General features: G+C 72.9%; 14 protein-coding genes. 5 read left to right on the forward strand and 9 right to left on the reverse strand.

What is annotated here, in order from left to right; genetic code table 11:
* Nucleotides 1–164: 164 nt before the first annotated feature.
* Nucleotides 165–1,436: an AMP-binding protein gene (locus tag ACIBTU_RS18965; protein WP_399127406.1), complete on the forward strand. Its 1,272-nt coding sequence runs from the start codon at nt 165–167 to the stop codon at nt 1,434–1,436.
* Between the two features lie 24 nt (nt 1,437–1,460).
* Here ACIBTU_RS18965 and ACIBTU_RS18970 read toward each other — a convergent pair whose 3' ends face one another.
* Nucleotides 1,461–2,513 carry an isopenicillin N synthase family dioxygenase gene (locus ACIBTU_RS18970; protein ID WP_399127407.1) on the reverse strand — a complete coding sequence of 351 codons (1,053 nt, stop codon included), beginning with the start codon at nt 2,511–2,513 and terminating at the stop codon, nt 1,461–1,463.
* A 328-nt stretch (nt 2,514–2,841) separates the two neighbouring features.
* Nucleotides 2,842–3,426, reverse strand: coding sequence for a TetR family transcriptional regulator (locus ACIBTU_RS18975; protein WP_399127408.1), 585 nt, complete (start codon nt 3,424–3,426; stop codon nt 2,842–2,844).
* A 245-nt stretch (nt 3,427–3,671) separates the two neighbouring features.
* Here ACIBTU_RS18975 and pucL point away from each other — a divergent pair, with 245 nt between their 5' ends.
* Nucleotides 3,672–4,592 carry a factor-independent urate hydroxylase gene (pucL, locus tag ACIBTU_RS18980; RefSeq protein WP_399127409.1) on the forward strand — a complete coding sequence of 307 codons (921 nt, stop codon included), beginning with the start codon at nt 3,672–3,674 and terminating at the stop codon, nt 4,590–4,592.
* A 123-nt stretch (nt 4,593–4,715) separates the two neighbouring features.
* Entirely contained in the window at nt 4,716–5,921 is a 1,206-nt protein-coding gene (locus ACIBTU_RS18985; RefSeq protein WP_399127410.1) for an MFS transporter, read from the forward strand.
* A 76-nt stretch (nt 5,922–5,997) separates the two neighbouring features.
* Here the strand turns inward: ACIBTU_RS18985 and ACIBTU_RS18990 are convergent, their stop codons facing one another.
* The 6 genes from ACIBTU_RS18990 to ACIBTU_RS19015 are packed head-to-tail and all read right to left on the reverse strand — an operon-like array spanning nt 5,998 to nt 12,481.
* Complete coding sequence (locus tag ACIBTU_RS18990; protein WP_399127411.1) at nt 5,998–6,837, reverse strand: ABC transporter ATP-binding protein; 840 nt, start codon at nt 6,835–6,837, stop codon at nt 5,998–6,000.
* Nucleotides 6,831–7,883, reverse strand: coding sequence for an ABC transporter ATP-binding protein (locus ACIBTU_RS18995; RefSeq protein ID WP_399127412.1), 1,053 nt, complete (start codon nt 7,881–7,883; stop codon nt 6,831–6,833). The genes ACIBTU_RS18990 and ACIBTU_RS18995 overlap by 7 nt, the downstream gene beginning before the upstream one ends.
* Nucleotides 7,880–8,719 (reverse strand): ABC transporter permease, encoded by an 840-nt coding sequence (locus ACIBTU_RS19000; protein WP_399127413.1) that lies wholly within the window; start codon nt 8,717–8,719, stop codon nt 7,880–7,882. The genes ACIBTU_RS18995 and ACIBTU_RS19000 overlap by 4 nt, the downstream gene beginning before the upstream one ends.
* Nucleotides 8,716–9,636, reverse strand: a complete 921-nt coding sequence (locus tag ACIBTU_RS19005; RefSeq protein ID WP_399127414.1) for an ABC transporter permease — start codon at nt 9,634–9,636, stop codon at nt 8,716–8,718. Before ACIBTU_RS19005 ends, ACIBTU_RS19000 begins: the two co-directional genes overlap by 4 nt.
* Nucleotides 9,637–9,662: 26 nt before the next feature.
* Nucleotides 9,663–11,288: an ABC transporter substrate-binding protein gene (locus tag ACIBTU_RS19010; RefSeq protein ID WP_399127415.1), complete on the reverse strand. Its 1,626-nt coding sequence runs from the start codon at nt 11,286–11,288 to the stop codon at nt 9,663–9,665.
* On the reverse strand, nt 11,285–12,481 hold the full coding sequence (locus tag ACIBTU_RS19015; RefSeq protein WP_399127416.1) for an amidohydrolase: 1,197 nt from the start codon (nt 12,479–12,481) through the stop codon (nt 11,285–11,287). Before ACIBTU_RS19015 ends, ACIBTU_RS19010 begins: the two co-directional genes overlap by 4 nt.
* Nucleotides 12,482–12,676: 195 nt before the next feature.
* Here ACIBTU_RS19015 and ACIBTU_RS19020 point away from each other — a divergent pair, with 195 nt between their 5' ends.
* Nucleotides 12,677–13,318: a FadR/GntR family transcriptional regulator gene (locus ACIBTU_RS19020; RefSeq protein ID WP_399127417.1), complete on the forward strand. Its 642-nt coding sequence runs from the start codon at nt 12,677–12,679 to the stop codon at nt 13,316–13,318.
* 740 nt (nt 13,319–14,058) lie between these two features.
* On the opposite strand, the gene ACIBTU_RS19025 is transcribed toward ACIBTU_RS19020, so the two are convergent.
* A complete protein-coding gene (locus ACIBTU_RS19025; RefSeq protein WP_399127418.1) occupies nt 14,059–14,925 on the reverse strand; it encodes a maleylpyruvate isomerase N-terminal domain-containing protein in 867 nt (288 codons plus the stop codon).
* A 130-nt stretch (nt 14,926–15,055) separates the two neighbouring features.
* Between ACIBTU_RS19025 and ACIBTU_RS19030 the strand changes: the two genes are divergently transcribed.
* Entirely contained in the window at nt 15,056–15,553 is a 498-nt protein-coding gene (locus tag ACIBTU_RS19030; RefSeq protein ID WP_399127419.1) for a nuclear transport factor 2 family protein, read from the forward strand.
* Nucleotides 15,554–15,560 lie beyond the last annotated feature (7 nt).

Here is a 15,560-nt window from a genome sequence, read left to right on the forward strand (position 1 = left end):
CCCCCCCCCCCCCCCCCCCCCCCCCCCCCCCCCCCCCCCCCCCGCCCCCCCCCCCCCCGCCCCCCCCCCCCCCCCCCCCCCCCCCCCCCGCCCTCGTGGGAACGGCGGCTTGCGCGCCCTCGTGCCGACGGCTTGGACTGCCGGGGTCACGAGGGAGGAAGCGCATGACACCCATGCTCGACGGTTGCACGCCCTGGCCCGAGGAGTTCGTCGACCGGTACTGGTCCGTCGGGCACTGGCGCGGCGTCACGCTCGACAACCTGCTGGGCGACACGGCACGGCGGCAGCCGGCGCGCACGGCACTGGTGCACGATGCGACGCGGCTCACGTACGGACTGCTGAACCGGCGGGTGGAGCGCACGGCCGCCGGATTCCGGCTGCGCGGGCTGCGGCCGGGACAGCGGGTCGTGCTGCGGCTGCCGAACGTGCCGGAGGCCGTGATCACCCTGTTCGCGCTGCTGCGGGTGGGCGCGGTGCCGGTGGTGTGCCCGGTCGCGCTCGGCGGCCGGGAGCTGGCACACGTGGTCCGGGTCAGCGAGGCGGCCGGTCATGTCGGCACGGCCGCGCACCGGGCCGAGGTCGCGGCGATCGCGGCCGAAGGGCCGTTCCTGCGGCGGGCGTTCACCTACGAGCCGCCCGGCGAGGCATCCCCGTACGGTGGCATGTCGATCGATTCCTCGGGGTGTCACTTCTTTCCGCTCGGGTCGGTGGACGCGGCGCCCGAGCCGGCTCCGGTGCGCGGCGCGGGCGAGGTGGCGTTCCTGCTCGTCTCCCCGGGCCCCGACGGGACGCCCCGGCTCGTGCCGCGCACCCACGACGCGTACGCGTACCAGGTGCGGGCCTCCGGTGCGGCGGTGCGGTCGGGCGCGGAGGACGTCCATCTCGCGGCGCTCCCTGCGGAGTCGCTGCTCGCGTCCGGCTGCCCGGGGATCGTGGGCACGCTGCTGTCCGGCGGCACGGTCGTCCTCGCCGAGGATCCGGGGCCCGGCGCCTGCCTCCCGCTCGTCGCGCGGGAGCGGGTCACCGTGGCCACGCTCGCACCGGCCGATCTGACGGCGTGGCTCGACGCGGGGGCGGGCCCGCTCGAGAGCCTGCGGCTCGTGCTCACCCCTGCGACGGATCTGCCCTCGGCCGACGCCGCCCGGTTCGGGCGTGAACTCGACTGTGAGACACGGCAGTTCCTCACCCGGCCGGAGGGCGTGGCCGCGCTCACCGGAACCGGAGGGGCCGCCCTCCACCCGCTCACGTCCGACGACGAGTTCCGTGTGGACGCGGACGGCGACTCCGGCGAACTCCTCGTCCGGGGACCGTCGGTGACACGCGGCTACTACCGGGCGCCGGACGCCGACGCCGAGGCCTTCACCTCCGACGGCCGGTTCCGTACGGGAGTGCCGGTGCGGCGCGGCGCCGACGGCGGGCTGGTGGTGACGGGCTGATCGTGACGGGCTCCGGAACGCGGCTCACGCCGGGGTGAGGAGCTCCGCGTGGTGCCGCTCGGCGACCAGCGGGTGGGCCCGGAGCTTGCCCTTGAGCTCGTTGTAGCCGTAGTCGGCGAACAGCTGGTTGTCGGGGGACTCGGAGACACCGGGGGCCGCCGAGGCGTAGGGGAACGCGAGGGGCTGGACATGGGCGTCCAGGCGGGGGTTGTAGAAGAACGGGACGGAGAACCGCTCGGTGGCGCCGGAAGGCGAGACGACCCGGTGGTTGGTCGCCATCAGGTAACCGTTGGTGGCGACTTCGAGGAGCTCTCCGAGATTGACGACGAAGGCGCCGGGGATCGGCGGCACGTCGTGGAACAGTCCGTCGTCGCGCTGGACCTGCAGGCCCCCGACCTGGTCCTGGAGCAGCAGCGTCAGGAAGCCGTAGTCCTTGTGCGCGCCGACCCCTTGACCGGCGCCGTCCCCGGAGCCGCCCGGGTAGCGGACGAGCTTGAGGTGCGGGTGGGCGTGTCGGCCGAAGATGCCGTCGTAGAAGGCGGGGTCGGCACCGATCGCGGTGAGCAGTTCGCGCAGCAGCTTCTCGGCGACACCGCTGAGCCGCTCGACCCACTGGAGGGCGGCCGTGCGCAGCTCCGGCAGGGCGTCCGGCCACTGGTTGGGCCCCTGGAGCCACCAGTACGGGGGCTCACCGGGGGCCGGGACGTGGGCCGGGCGTTCGGCGCCGATGTCGAGCTGGTCGCGCCAGTCCTGGCGGCCGCCGGTGCGCTCGTCGCCGGTGCGGGTGTAGCCGCGGAAGTGCGGCGAGTTCACGTTGTCGATCGCCAGCCGCTGCTCCTCGGGCAGCGCGAAGAAGCGCCGCATCGCGGTGAGCAGGAGCCGGGTCTCCTCGTCGGTGACCCCGTGCCCGATCAGCTGGAAGAACCCCACGTCGTGCGCGGCACTGTGCAGCTGTGCGTGCAGCAGGGCCCGCGCCTCGGGGCCGCGATCGGCGGCGGAGAGGTCGATGATCGGGAGCTGCCGGTTCGACGTGTGCGTCGTCGTGGTCTCGGTGGTGGTCGTCGATACGTTCGTCATGGTGCATCCGCGGGGTGTACGGGGTGCCTGTGCGCGGCCGGGGTGTGGCGGGGCACAGGTGCCTGATGGGAGAGAGACGTACGGCTGGGAAAAGCGGCCGGAACGGCACCGTGAAGAAGAGAAAAGGTGGGGCCGGACCGCTCAGAAGGAGCGTCGACAGCCCGTGCTCGTGACGCGGACGTAGTCCACGTGGCGGCGGCGAACGAGCGGGATCATGGGTTCAGCATACTGCGCACCCCGGCTTACGGACGTGACGCAGGTCACGCGCAGCCGGACCGGTCCTGTTGCGCCGCCCACTCCGCTTGCGCCGCCCACTCCGCGCAGGCGGTCAGTCGCGGGTCGCGTCCAGTACCGAGGTCAGCTCGGCGAGGACCTCCAGGAACAGGCCGGGCAGTTCGCGATCCTTCTCGCCGGAGCGCCCGATCGCCATCCACTCCGCGTAGGCGATCTTGAACGCGGCGGTGCCGGCCTCGGCGGCCAGGGTCGCCGTCCGGGGCGCGACCCCGCGCTCGCGCAGGGCGCCGGCCATCGCCAGGGAGAAGGCGTCGAGCTTGACCAGCTCGCGCTCGCGCAGCTCGGCACTGGCGGACACCACGGCGTCCCGGTTGCGGGCGCGCTGCGGGTCCTCCTGGAAGAAGGCGCCGAAGGCCTGGAGCGCACCGCTCACCGCGACCATGGGCGAGGCCGACTCGGGCGCCCCGGCGACGGCGCGCGTGACGAGGTCGAGCGCCGCCTCCGCCCCGTAGAACAGCACCTCGCGCTTGTCCGTGAAGTGCCGGAAGAAGGTGCGCTCGGTGACGCCGACCGACGCGGCGATCTCCGCGACCGTCGTCCGGTCGAAGCCCTGCTCGGCGTACAGCCTGAGCGCGGCCTCGGCCAGTCGGCCGCGCGCGTTCGGCTCCCATCTACCCATGCGGCGATCCTACGTGACGTCAGTCCATGACATCAGCCGGTTCCGGGGGCCGGTTCCTCGGCCTGTGACATCCCTTGTCAGCGGCGCCGGGCGCGTGCTCAAATGTCGCCGACCTACGGACCGGGATGCTCGTCAGTCCCGGGGCGGCCTCCGCACGGGCCGAACGGCGGGGGGTGTCGTGGACGACGGCACCGGACGCCGGGCGTACGGGATGAGAACATCCACGTACCCGGAGGACCTGCTCCATGAGCAAGCACGTGCTCGCGCAGAACCAGTACGGCAAGGCCGAGAACCGCATCGTCAAGATCACCCGCAAGGGCAACGAAGGCACCTGGCACGACATCCGCGACCTGAACGTGTCGGTCGCGCTGCGCGGCGAGTTCCGCGACGTCCACCTGACCGGCGACAACGCCAACGTCCTGCCGACGGACACCACCAAGAACACCGTGTACGCCTTCGCCAAGGAGCACGGCGTCGAGTCCCCCGAGGCGTTCGGCATCGCGCTGGCCCGGCACTTCGTCAGCTCCCAGCCGGTGATCCACGAGACGCAGATCCGCATCGAGGAGTTCGTGTGGGACCGGCTGCCGGCGCCCACCCGGCGCGAGCAGCACTCCTTCGTCCGCTCCGGGCAGGAGGTGCGCACCACGCAGATCACCTACAGCGGTGACACCGGCCAACTGCAGATCGTCTCCGGGCTCAAGGACCTCACCGTCATGAACTCGACGGACTCCGAGTTCCACGGCTTCATCAAGGACAGGTACACGACCCTGCAGGAGGCCTACGACCGGATCCTCGCCACGAAGGTGACCGCCCGCTGGGCCTACGCGGCGTCCGCGGCGAGCGAGGCGGACACCGACTGGGACCAGATGTACAAGGACGTCAGGCGGCGGATGCTGGAGGCGTTCTCGGACACGTACAGCTACTCGCTGCAGCAGACGCTGCACGCGATGGCCGACCGGGTCCTCGACCACGTCCCCGCGGTCAACGAGGTCCGGCTCAACCTCCCGAACAAGCATCACTTCCTTGTGGACCTGGAGCCGTTCGGGCTCAAGAACGACAACGAGGTGTACTTCGCGGCGGACCGCATGTACGGCCTGATCGAGGGCACCGTCCACCGTGACGGTGTCGCGCCCGTCATCGCGACGAGCGACTGGGTCACGGCCTGAGTCCCGCCGCCGCGGGCCGCTCCCCCGTCCGGGACGGGCCGCGGTGGCGCGCGTGAGTGCGCACCTGCTATAACTCACACGTCGCCTTCGGCGCACCAAGCGGTGCGCTCGGAGGCTTTTTTCATGTCCACTCACACATCCTCATCCACACCGCACGGCTATCGCGCGCTGCTGCGCAACCGCGAGTTCGCCGGGCTCTACGTCAGTTTCCTGTTCACCGTCGCCGCGAGCACGTTCTCCGGATTCGCGCTCGGCACGCTCGTCGACCGGCAGACCCAGTCGCCGTTCCTCACCGCCGTCAGCATGTACGGGGCCACGCTCGCCACCGTGCTCGGGGCGCTGACCCTGATGTCGGTCGCGGACGGGGAGCGACCCCGGCGCACACTCGTCGCACTCGAGTGCCTCTCCCTCGCGGGAGTCGCCGCGCAGGCCGTGCCCGGGCTGCCGCTGGCCGCCCGCTTCGGGATCCTGGTGTGCCTCGGCTTCTTCCAGTCACTCGGCGGCGGCACCCGGATGGGACTGCTCGCCGAGGTCGTGCCGCACACCTCGTACGCGCTGGCCCGCTCTCTGATGAACATCACCTCGGGCGGCATGGCGATCATCGGGTACGCGGTCGGTGCAGCGCTCCTCCACTTCCTCAGCCCGCAGCAGGTGTTCGGGGTCGCGGCCGTGCTCACCGGGCTGGGGCTCGTGGTCGTCGCGGCGACCGTACGGGAGCGGTCGATCCGTCTCACCCGGCGGCCCGGGCTGCGGACGACCTGGACGACGAACATCTGGCTGTTCGCGCATCCGGGGCGGCGGGCGCTGCTGCTGAACCTGTGGGTGCCGAACGGGCTCGTCGTCGGGTGCGAGGCGCTGTTCATCTCCTACGACTCCGGGCACGCGGGGGTGTTCCTCGCGGCGAGTTCCGCCGGGATGCTGCTCGGGGACCTGCTGGTCGGACGGGTGCTCAGTGCCGCGGGTCGGCGGCGGTGGGCGTTCCCCCTGCGGCTCGTGCTCGCGGTGCCGTTCCTGATGTTCGCGGCGGGGCCGCCGGTGTGGGTGGCGGCGGTCGGGGTCTTCGTGGCGGGCGCCGGATTCGCGGCTACGTTGCCCTTGCAGGAGCAGTTGCTGGCGCTGACGGACGACGCGGTGCGCGGGCAGGTGCAGGGGGCCGAGTCCGCGGGCCGGTTGAGCTGGCAGGGGGTGGGGGCGGCGCTGGCCGGTGGGTTGGCGCAGATGGTGTCGCCCGGGGTCGCGATGACGGTGATGGCGGCGGTCTCGGTGGCGGTGACGGTGGGTTCCCGCCCGTTCGTGCTCCGCTCCGGCGCACCGGTCACGGCCAGTTGATGTGAACCGGGCCGAGCCCGGCGTCGCCGCCCCCCCCCCGGGGGGGGGGGCGGCACGCCGGCTCGAGAGGGGGCGGTCAGGCCGGCTGGGGGCGGCGGGACGGGGTCCAGCCGGGGCCGGGGACCGCGGCCCGGAGCTGGCGGGTGTAGGACTCCTGGGGGTCGGCCAGGATCTGGGCCGTGGAGCCCTGCTCGACGACCTTGCCGCCGCACATCACCAGGGCCCGGTCGCTGATCTGGTGCACGACGGCGAGGTCGTGCGAGATGAACACGTAGGCGATGTCCCGCTGTTCACGGATGTCGGCCAGGAGGTTGAGGATCTGGGCCTGGATGGAGACGTCCAGGGCGGCGACCGCCTCGTCGAGGACGAGGACGCGGGGCTCGACCGCCAGCGCTCGCGCGATGGCGACGCGTTGCCGCTGTCCGCCGGACAGTTGCGCGGGGCGCATGGTCAGGTGCCGCTCGGCCAGACCCACCGACTCCAGCAGCTCGGCCGCCCGCGTCCGCCGTTCCTCCGCGGGGAGCGGGAAGTGCAGCGCGAGCGCCGTCTCGATGACGTCGCCGACCTTCTGCAGCCGATCGAGCGAGGCGTACGGGTCCTGGAAGACGATCTGGATCTCGCGGGCGCGGCGCCGCCGCTCGCGGGAGGCGACGCGGCGAGCCGCGGGTCGCTCCCGTCCGCACACGGTGAGCGTGCCCGCGTCCGGCTTCTCGAGGCCGAGCAGCATCCGGGCGACGGTCGTCTTGCCGGAGCCGGACTCGCCCACCACGGCGAGGGACTCCCCCGCCGCGAGGGTGAACGAGACGTCGTCGACGGCGACCGCCTCGCCGTAGGTCTTGCGCAGACCGACGGCCTCCAGCACGTTCTCCTTCACGCGCTCCTTCACCTGCTCCTTCTCAAGGGGCTGGTTCACCATGCGGAGACCTCCTCGGCACGCAGGCACGCGACGCGCGTGCCGTCGGACAACTCCCGCTCCTCCGGCTGCTGTTGCTCGCAGTCCGGCTGGACGTGGGGACAGCGCGGGGCGAACGAGCAGCCGGGGCCCGCCTCCAGCGCCTCGAACGCGGCCACGGGCCGCCCGGGGATGACGGGGAGCCGGTTCACCCGCTCCTCCAGGCTCGGCCGGGACTTCAGCAGACCGACCGAGTACGGGTGCCGGGGGCGCTCGGTGAGGGCCTGGGCCGGCTGGGTCTCGACGGTGCGCCCGGCGTACATGACAGCGAGCCGGTCGCAGGTGGCGGCGGCCAGTTCGAGGTCGTGGGTGATGAGGAGCAGGGCCAGGCCACGCTCCTTGCGGGCCTCGTCGAGGATCGCCATGACCTCGGACTGGGCGGTGACGTCCAGGGCGGTGGTCGGTTCGTCGGCGAGCACGAGGTCGGGCTCGGCGGCGAGGACGGAGGCGATCATGACGCGCTGGAGCAGTCCGCCGGACAGTTCGTGCGGGTGCTGGCGCAGGCGCCGCGCGCCGTCGGGGATGCCCACGTCGGCGAGGAGGGCGACGACCTTGCGTTCGGCCTCGCGCCGGGCGACCCCGCGTTCGGTGACGAGGGCCTCGGTGAGGAAGTCGCCGATGCTGTGCACAGGATTGATGTGGGCCCGGGGGTCCTGGAAGATCATGGCGACGCGGCGGGCCCGCAGCGCGCGCAGTTCGCGCCGGCCGAGACCGGAGACGTTCTGCCCGTCGAAGACGATGTCGCCGTGGACGCGGGCGCCGGGCGGGGTGAGTCCGATGACGGCGCGGGCCGTCATGGACTTGCCGGAGCCGGACTCGCCGACGAGGCCGACGGCTTCGCCGGGGCAGATGGTGAGGTCGACGCCGTCGACGATGACCCGGCGTTCGGCGTCCTTGGGGCGCTGTCCTTCGGCGCGGTACGGGACGTCGAGGCGGAATCCGCGCAGGGCGAGCAGGGGCGTGCCCTCGGCGGGGCGCGGCTTCTGGGTGGAGGTGGTGGTGTCGGTCATCGGTTCTTCTCCAGCCGGTCGCCGAGGAGGTTGACGGCGCAGACCACGAGCGCGATGGCGGCGCCGGCCGCGACGGCCTCGATCGCGTTGCCGCGCATCGCGCTGTCCAGGCCGGACTTGACCATGAGTCCCCAGTCGGCGGTGGGCGGCTGGACGCCGAGGCCGAGGAAGGAGATCGCGGCCAGGTCGATGACGGCGTAGCCGAGCGCGGACACGGACTGGGCGATGACGATGGGCCGCAGGTTGGGCAGCAGGTGCCGCAGGCAGATGGTGAGGGCGGGCCGGCCCTGTACCCAGGCGGCGGCGATGTAGGGCAGGGCGCGCTCGCGCAGGGCGGCGCCGCGTACGACGCGGGCGACGTACGGGGTGTAGGCGACGGTGAGGCCGATGACGACCGGGGTGAGGCCGGGGCCCATCACGGCGACGGCGACGAGGGCGAACACGATGCCGGGAACGGCGAACAGGACGTCGAGGATGCGCGAGACGACGGTGTCGACCCAGCCGCCGCACCAGGCGGCGGTGATGGCGAGCGCGGTGCCGACGACGGCCGAGATCGCGATGATCAGGACGGGTCCGAGCAGGGTGGGGCGGGCGCCCCAGACGAGCCGGGACAGGACGTCGCGGCCGAGGGCGTCGCCGCCGAGCCAGTGCTCGGGGGTGGCGAAGGCGAGGGTGTTGAAGAGGTCGGGGAGGTCGGGGTCGTAGGGCGCGACGATCGGCGCGGCGAGGGTCAGGGCCACGACGAGGGCGAGCACGAGGGCGGCCGCCCGGGCCAGCGGGTCGCGCGGGACGACTCTGCGGGTCGCGGCGAGCTTCGAGGTCAGCACGGTGGTCATCGGGCCATCCGGGGGTCGAGGACGGAGTAGAGGAGGTCGACGACGAGGTTCACGACGACGAAGGAGCCGACGAGGACGAGGACGACGGCCTGGACGACGGCGAAGTCGCGCTGCATGATCGCGCGGACGAACAGGGAGCCGATGCCGTCGAGGGCGAAGACGTTCTCGACGACGACGGCGCCCGCGAGGAGGCCGGCCACGGTGAGGCCGATGACGGTGGTGACGGGCACCGCCGCGTTGCGCAGGACGTGCTTGCGCACGATGAGGGATTCGGCGAGGCCCCGGCTGCGGGCGGTCTCGACGTGTTCGCGGCCCATCTCCTCGCGTACGGAGGCGCGGGTGATGCGGGCGAGGTAGGCGGCCGAGCCGAGGGCGAGGGTGAGGGCGGGCAGGGTCAGGTGGTGCACCCGGTCGAAGAAGCCCTCTCCGGCTCCGAAGACAGGAAACCAGCCGAGTCCGCGGGCGAAGACGATGACGAGGACGACACCGATCACGAAGACGGGCGTGGCGAGGAAGAGGGAGGAGACGCCGCTGATCAGGGTGTCGGTGCGGCCGCCGCGCAGGGCGGCGAGGCTGCCGGCGGCGAGCCCGCCGACGACGATGAGCACGGAGGCGTAGGCGACCAGCCAGAGCGTGGTGGCGACCCGGCCGGCGAGCAGCGCGGTGACGTCCTGCCGGTAGACGAGGGAGCGGCCGAAGTCGCCGCCGAGCGCGTCACCGAGCCAGTTGAAGTACCGCACGACGAACGGGTCGTCGAGGTGGTACTGGGCGCGGATGGCCGCGATCTGTTCGGCGGTTCCGGTGCGGTTGCCGAGCAGGAAGGACATCGGTCCGCCGGGGACCAGGTACAGCAGCCCGTACACGAGGAACGAGGCCACGAGGAGCACGGCGGCGAGGCCGACCAGTCTCAGGAGCACGAATTTCACGGTGGCGTTCATAAGGGTCAGCGCCCTCCCAGTCCGGTGGCCCAGGGGTAGTACAGGTAGGGGAAGGACGCGACGGCGCCCGTCACGCGGTCGCTCATGTAGAGGATGACCGGCAGGTTGTTCATGGGCATCCAGGTCACGTCCTCGGCGACGGCGCGCTCGATGCGGGTGATGATCTCGGCGCGCTCGGCGGGGTCGGAGGCGGCGCGGGCCTTCTGGACGTCCTTGTCGACCTTGTCGAAGCCGCTGAAGTTCGTCCGGCCGCCGGCGAGGAAGACGGTGTACGCGTCGAGCGGGTCGGGCACGTTGCCGTACCAGGTGGAGAGGAAGGCGTCGATGCCGCGGCGGGACTTGGCGTCGCTGTAGAGGTTGCCGTACTGCTCGACGGGGATGACGCGGATCTCGATGTCCAGGCCGAGCTGTTTGCCGGTGGCCTTGATGAGGTTGCCGGTCTGTTCGTGGACGGCGGAGCTGCCCTGGACGCCGATGGTGATCTTGCCCTTGGCGGCGGGTCCGGCCTCCTTCACGAGGGCCTTGGCCTTGTCGAGGTCGGCCTTGCCGTGCGGCAGCGACTCGTAGGTCTTGCGGAAGGTCTCCTTCTCGTAGCCCCAGGACGGCGGGCCGGCGAGGGCGTGTTCGGCGGGGGCGGTGCCCTGGAAGACGGCGGAGCCGAGGGCGCCGCGGTCGAGGGCGGTGGAGAGCGCCTGGCGCACCTTGACGTTGCCGTACGGTCCGGACTTGGTGGCGCCGAGCAGGGCCCAGTAGGCCAGGGAGCGGCCGAGGGTGACGGTGCCGGTGGGCGAGTTCTGGAGCTGGCCGAGAGCGGCGGGCGGCAGGTAGAAGTACTGGCCGTCGACCTCGCCGGAGCGCAGCGCGTTCACGGCCGTGGTCTCGTCGGCGACGAAGCGGAACGTCAGCTTCTTGGACAGGGCGCGGTGCGCGCGGTCCCAGTAGTCGTCGTTGCGCGTGATGGTGAGGGAGTCGCCGGAGCGCCAGCGGGTGAACTTGAAGGGGCCCGTGCACATGACGCCCTGCTTCGGCGTCCCGAAGTCCTCGCCGGCGCGCTTCATCTGGGCCTTCTGCTCGACCGCGCCGGCGCCGGTGGCCATGGCCTGGTTGAACAGGGCGTCGGGCTGCTTGAGCGTGACGGTGACCTGGAGCGGACCAGTGGCCTTGATGGCGGACACGTTCTGGTAGTAGTCGCCCCACCAGGTGCCGAGCTTGGGGTCGAGGTGCCGGTTGAGGCTCGCGGCGACGTCCTCGGCGGTGAGCGGGGTGCCGTCCCAGAACTTCACTCCGTCGCGGATCGTGTAGACCCACTTCTTCGGGCTGGGGTTCTCCGCCTCGGTGGCGAGCCCGGGCTTGATCTCGAAGTCGGGGGTGAGGCGCAGCAGGCTGTCGCAGAGGTTGGCGAGGACCGTGTTCTCGGCGTAGTTGAAGGACTTGATGGGGTCCAGGCCCTGGGGCTCGTACGGCAGGTTCCAGGTGATGGAGTCCAGCGGCTTGGTGGCCTTGGGCGTGGTGGTCCTCAGGTCGAGGGCGACGGCCGGGCGCAGGTCGCCGGGGCCGCCGCCGCAGGCGGTGAGGGCGGCGGTGAGCAGGAGCGCGAGGGCGCCGGTGAGGATCGGACGGCGTCCGGTCATGCGGGGCCTCCTGGGAGGAGTGTGCCGTTACGGGCGATGACGCGTCCGGCGCGGACGACGACGCGGGGCGTCGTGCGGCGGACGATGGCCTCGGCGACGGAGGGTGCGTCGACGAGGACGAGGTCGGCGGGCTCGCCGGGCCGGAAGCCGACCCGCTCGAGTCCGAGCAGGTCGGCGCCCTGGTCGGCGACGAGCCGGTAGCAGGCGGCGACTTCGTCGTCGGTACGGGCGTCGGTGCGGTAGGCCAGCAGGTGGGCCCGGTCGAGCATCTCGGCGTTGCCGAAGGGGCTCCACGGGTCGCACACCCCGTCGGAGCCGACGGCGACGCGGGCTCCGGCGCGGGTGAGGGCGGCGTGCGGGACGACGGGGTCGGCGCCGAGGGCGCAGGTGGTGACGGCGACACCGGCGCCGGCGAGCAGTTCGGCCATGGCGGTGAGCTCGGGGCCTTCGAGTTCGGCGAGGGCGAAGGCGTGGCTGACGGTGACGCGTCCGGCGAGGCCGAGGGCGGTGGTGCGGCGGGCGATCTCGGTGATCTGGTCGAGGCCGGCCGCGCCGCCGTCGTGCAGGTGGATGTCGAGTTCGACGCCGCGTCGCTCGGCGATGCCGAAGAGGAGGTCGAGCTGGCCGTCGCGGTCGCCGTCGATGCCGACCGGGTCGAGTCCGCCGACGAGGTCGGCGCCCTCGTCGAGGGCCTTCTCCAGGAGGGCAGCGGTGCCGGGGGCCGTGACGACGCCGAGCTGCGGGAACGCGACGATCTGCACGTCGAGGAGGTGGGCGCGGGCGTCGGCGGCGGCGCGCAGTCCGCGCACGTTGTCCAGCCCGTACTGGGGGGCGACGTCGGCGTGGGCGCGCATGGCGCGGGTGCCGTGGGCGATCGCGTGGTCGAGCAGGGCGCCGGCGCGTTCGGCGACCGGGGCCATCTCCGCGCGGACCGAGGCGTCGTAGGCGATGAGCCCGGCGAGCGACTCGGCGGGTTCGCGGCTGAGCCAGGGGCCGCCCCAGGTGGTCTTGTCGGGGTGTATGTGGGCGTCGACCGGGGCGGGGAGCGCAAGCATCCCGCCACCGTCGAGCACCTCTTCCGTCGTGCCTGCGGTGGTGTCCCGGACGAAGCGTCCGTTGTGTATCACCAGGTCACGGGCGGTTTCCCCGAGGGGACGCACGCCTTTGATCCGCAGGTGGTGGTACCGCTCCATCCAGTCATCTCCCGTGTGTCTTCGCGGGGTTGCCGAGGTGACGGATAGAGTTATCAGATGTCTGATGTTTGGTGAAGAGGTTTCGCAGGCACTGTTCGGAACGTGGACGCGGGGACCGTCCGGAGCGTGGACGGGAGCAGGACGCATAATCACCTGAGGCGCCCCGGCGCCGGAGATCACGACAGGCGGGGAGACATGAAGAGCGTGGGACGCAAGTCCTTGGTGGACGCGGTGATCACCGAGCTGCGGCAGGAGATCACCAGCGGCCACTGGCAGGTCGGCGAGAAGATCCCCTCGGAGAGCTCACTGGCCCAGACGCTCGGGGTGAGCCGGCTCTCGGTCCGCGAGGCGGTGCGCGCGCTCGTGCACACCGGGCTGCTCGCGACCCGGCAGGGCGACGGCACCTACGTCACGGCGGCGGACGAGTCCGCGGTGGCGCTCGGCCGGATGCTCGCGGACGCCGCCGACCGGGACGTGGAGGAGGTGCGCCGGGGCCTCGATCTGGTGGCGGCGCGGCTCGCGGCGCAGCGCCGCACCGAGGCGGACGTGAAGGAGCTGCGCGAGATCGCCGAGCGGCGCCAACAGCACTTCGACGCCGGGGAGTTGAAGGAGTTCGTCGACGCCGACATCGACTTCCACCTGTGCGTGGCGCGGGCCGGACACAACCCCCTCCTGGTGGACCTCTACTCCCACCTGAGCACGGCCCTGCGCGACACGGTCCTGGCGGACGACATGCGCCACTCGACGACCGAGGCACACCGCGCACTCCTCGACGCGATCGCGTCGGCGGACCCGACGGCGGCGGACGCGGCGGCGAACGCGATCCTCGACGCCTGACGCACCCCGAGCCGGAACGCGACCGGGCGGCCGCCGCGGCGATCACCGACGCCCTGAGCCCGTCGCCGGCCGGCGCGCCCCGGACCACGGCGCGGCACGGGCGCCCCGCGACGGCCGCCTCTGACCGAACCGGGCCACGACACGGCGGCGATCCGGCGATGCCGACATCCCTCCGCGCCCGGCCTGCCGCCACCCTCGCCGATCCGCCCTGAAGCCCATCTCGGCACCGACGCCCCTCGACACCGACCCGAGCCCGAACGCGATCGGGCGGCCGCCGCCCGGGCCGCCGCGGCGCTCCTCGACGCCCCGTGCCCGCCGCCGGCCGGCGCGTCCCGACCACGACGCGGCGCGGGCGCCCGTCGACGCCCACCCCTGACCGAACTGGGATGCCGACACCCCTCCGCGGCTGGCCTGCCGCCGCTCCAGGGCGTCGCAGCGATCAGCGGCGCCCCGGGCCCGCCGCCGGGCAGCGTGTCCCTGACCACGTCACAGCGCGGCGCAGGCACCCTCGACCCCCGCGCCCCTGGCCGAACCGGGGGCGCCCCTCATTGCCGACCCGAGCCGGGGCACGCCGCGCCCGGCGGACGCCTCGACGCCGGCACTCCGCCCGAGACCGCGCCGGACAGCGCCGCGGCGGGCCCCTGCGGTGCCGACCGTCGTCGGCGTCCGTCCGGGGTGGCTCGCCCCGCGCCCGCCCGGTCGGATCAGGACGCGCGTGGGAGCGCCCGTGCGGGTTCGCCCTACGGCGTGCCGATCAGGTCGCCGAGGCGGGTGGCCAGCCAGGGGCGGCGGCCGCCCGCTCGCATGCGGCCGGTGGCCACCGCCTTCCAGATCGGGACGCGTCGGAACGAGACGAGCAGGAACATGACGGGGTCGGCCGTGATCCGGCAGTCGTAGCGGCGCGGCGGCGCGTCCCGGACGACGGTCGCGCTGCCGTCGTCGACGACTACGGCGAGCCGGGGGCCGCCCTTGAGCGCGAGGTCGAAGGCGATGCGCACGCCGCGCGCCTTCGCCGCGTCCACCGTCATCGGCATCACCGTCGGCATGAACTGGCCGAGCACGAGTGCGGCTTCGTGCGGGGCGATCGGCCACCGGGCGCCGGTGCCGCGCGTGAGGTCGAGCCCGTGCACGAGGCTCTCGCTGAGCATCAGACCGGTGACGGCCGAGAGCGGGAACGTGACGCCCTCCCCGTACCAGGGCGCGGCGACCGGGGTGTCCGGGGCGAGGCCCTCGGTGGCGCGCAGGAAGTCGGCGCCGCGGCGCGCCAGCAGGTCGGCGAGGCCGTCCCGCTCGGCGGGGTCGAGGAGCGCGACGGCCCGGGCGTTCAGTGCGGTGATGCGGTCGACGAGCGGGGCGTCGCCGGGTTCGTCGCCAGGCAGCACGGCGTTCCAGGGGATCTCCTCGCCGGTGAACGCGGCGCCGCAGGCCAGGTACACCGCCGCGAGATGCGCGCCGACGTCGCCGACGGTCCAGCCCGGCAGGCCGGAGGCGGCGTCCCGGTCGGGCGCGTCCCGCACGGCGGCGACCACGCGGGCGAGCACCCCGGTCAGCGCCGCGCGGGTCCGCTCGTGCTCGGCGACGGGATCGAAACGCGTGACCGTGTCCATACCACTCCCCCTGGTTGCGACCGGGCCCGAACATTACCGCCCGGTAGGCGAGAGCGTCAGGGGTTCGCGGGGTCCGGGACCCCTCAACTCCCGTGCACGACAGGCTGATAGGAGCTGATAGGAAAGGATCATGCCCGACTCGACAGCATCCGGTACCGACGCACTCGATCCCCTGACCCGACTGCTCGCCGAGCGCGCCTGCGAGCGCCTCGTGCTCGATCTCGTACGCCGTCTCGATCTCGGCGAACCGTCCACCGTCGCCGAGCTGTTCACCGAGGACGGCGTGTGGGAGTGGCCCTACGACGGACGGCGCGTCGCGGGGCGGGAGGCGCTGCGGGCCTACTTCGGCGGCCGCCCCGCCGACCGGCTCTCGCGGCGCCTGTGCACGAACGTCCTGGTGACCGTCGACTCCCCCGACTCCGCGTCGGCGACCACGTACTTCGCGACGTACCGCGTCGACGGGTACACGGAGGGCACGATGGTGCCGACCCGGCTGCCGTCGAACGTCGGGCACTACGAGGACCGGTTCCGCCGGGTCGACGGGAAGTGGCTGCTCGCGCACCGGGTGCTGGTGCTGCCGTTCGGCGGCGAGACGGAACACCTGGGCGGCCGCCCGGAGAAGGGCTGACGCGCGG

It is taken from the genome of Streptomyces sp. NPDC050145 (assembly GCF_044460245.1).
In the GTDB taxonomy this organism is placed as follows: Bacteria; Actinomycetota; Actinomycetes; order Streptomycetales; family Streptomycetaceae; genus Streptomyces.

Bases quoted from the DNA above. Each gene is read 5' to 3' on its own strand.
- ACIBTU_RS19030 (WP_399127419.1), top strand. From the start codon at position 15,056: ATGCCCGACTCGACAGCATCCGGTACCGACGCACTCGATCCCCTGACC.
- ACIBTU_RS18995 (WP_399127412.1), bottom strand. From the start codon at position 7,883: ATGACCGACACCACCACCTCCACCCAGAAGCCGCGCCCCGCCGAGGGC.
- ACIBTU_RS18990 (WP_399127411.1), bottom strand. From the start codon at position 6,837: ATGGTGAACCAGCCCCTTGAGAAGGAGCAGGTGAAGGAGCGCGTGAAG.
- ACIBTU_RS19025 (WP_399127418.1), bottom strand. From the start codon at position 14,925: ATGGACACGGTCACGCGTTTCGATCCCGTCGCCGAGCACGAGCGGACC.
- ACIBTU_RS18965 (WP_399127406.1), top strand. From the start codon at position 165: ATGACACCCATGCTCGACGGTTGCACGCCCTGGCCCGAGGAGTTCGTC.
- pucL (WP_399127409.1), top strand. From the start codon at position 3,672: ATGAGCAAGCACGTGCTCGCGCAGAACCAGTACGGCAAGGCCGAGAAC.
- ACIBTU_RS19015 (WP_399127416.1), bottom strand. From the start codon at position 12,481: ATGGAGCGGTACCACCACCTGCGGATCAAAGGCGTGCGTCCCCTCGGG.
- ACIBTU_RS19020 (WP_399127417.1), top strand. From the start codon at position 12,677: ATGAAGAGCGTGGGACGCAAGTCCTTGGTGGACGCGGTGATCACCGAG.
- ACIBTU_RS19000 (WP_399127413.1), bottom strand. From the start codon at position 8,719: ATGACCACCGTGCTGACCTCGAAGCTCGCCGCGACCCGCAGAGTCGTC.
- ACIBTU_RS19010 (WP_399127415.1), bottom strand. From the start codon at position 11,288: ATGACCGGACGCCGTCCGATCCTCACCGGCGCCCTCGCGCTCCTGCTC.
- ACIBTU_RS18970 (WP_399127407.1), bottom strand. From the start codon at position 2,513: ATGACGAACGTATCGACGACCACCACCGAGACCACGACGACGCACACG.
- ACIBTU_RS18975 (WP_399127408.1), bottom strand. From the start codon at position 3,426: ATGGGTAGATGGGAGCCGAACGCGCGCGGCCGACTGGCCGAGGCCGCG.
- ACIBTU_RS18985 (WP_399127410.1), top strand. From the start codon at position 4,716: ATGTCCACTCACACATCCTCATCCACACCGCACGGCTATCGCGCGCTG.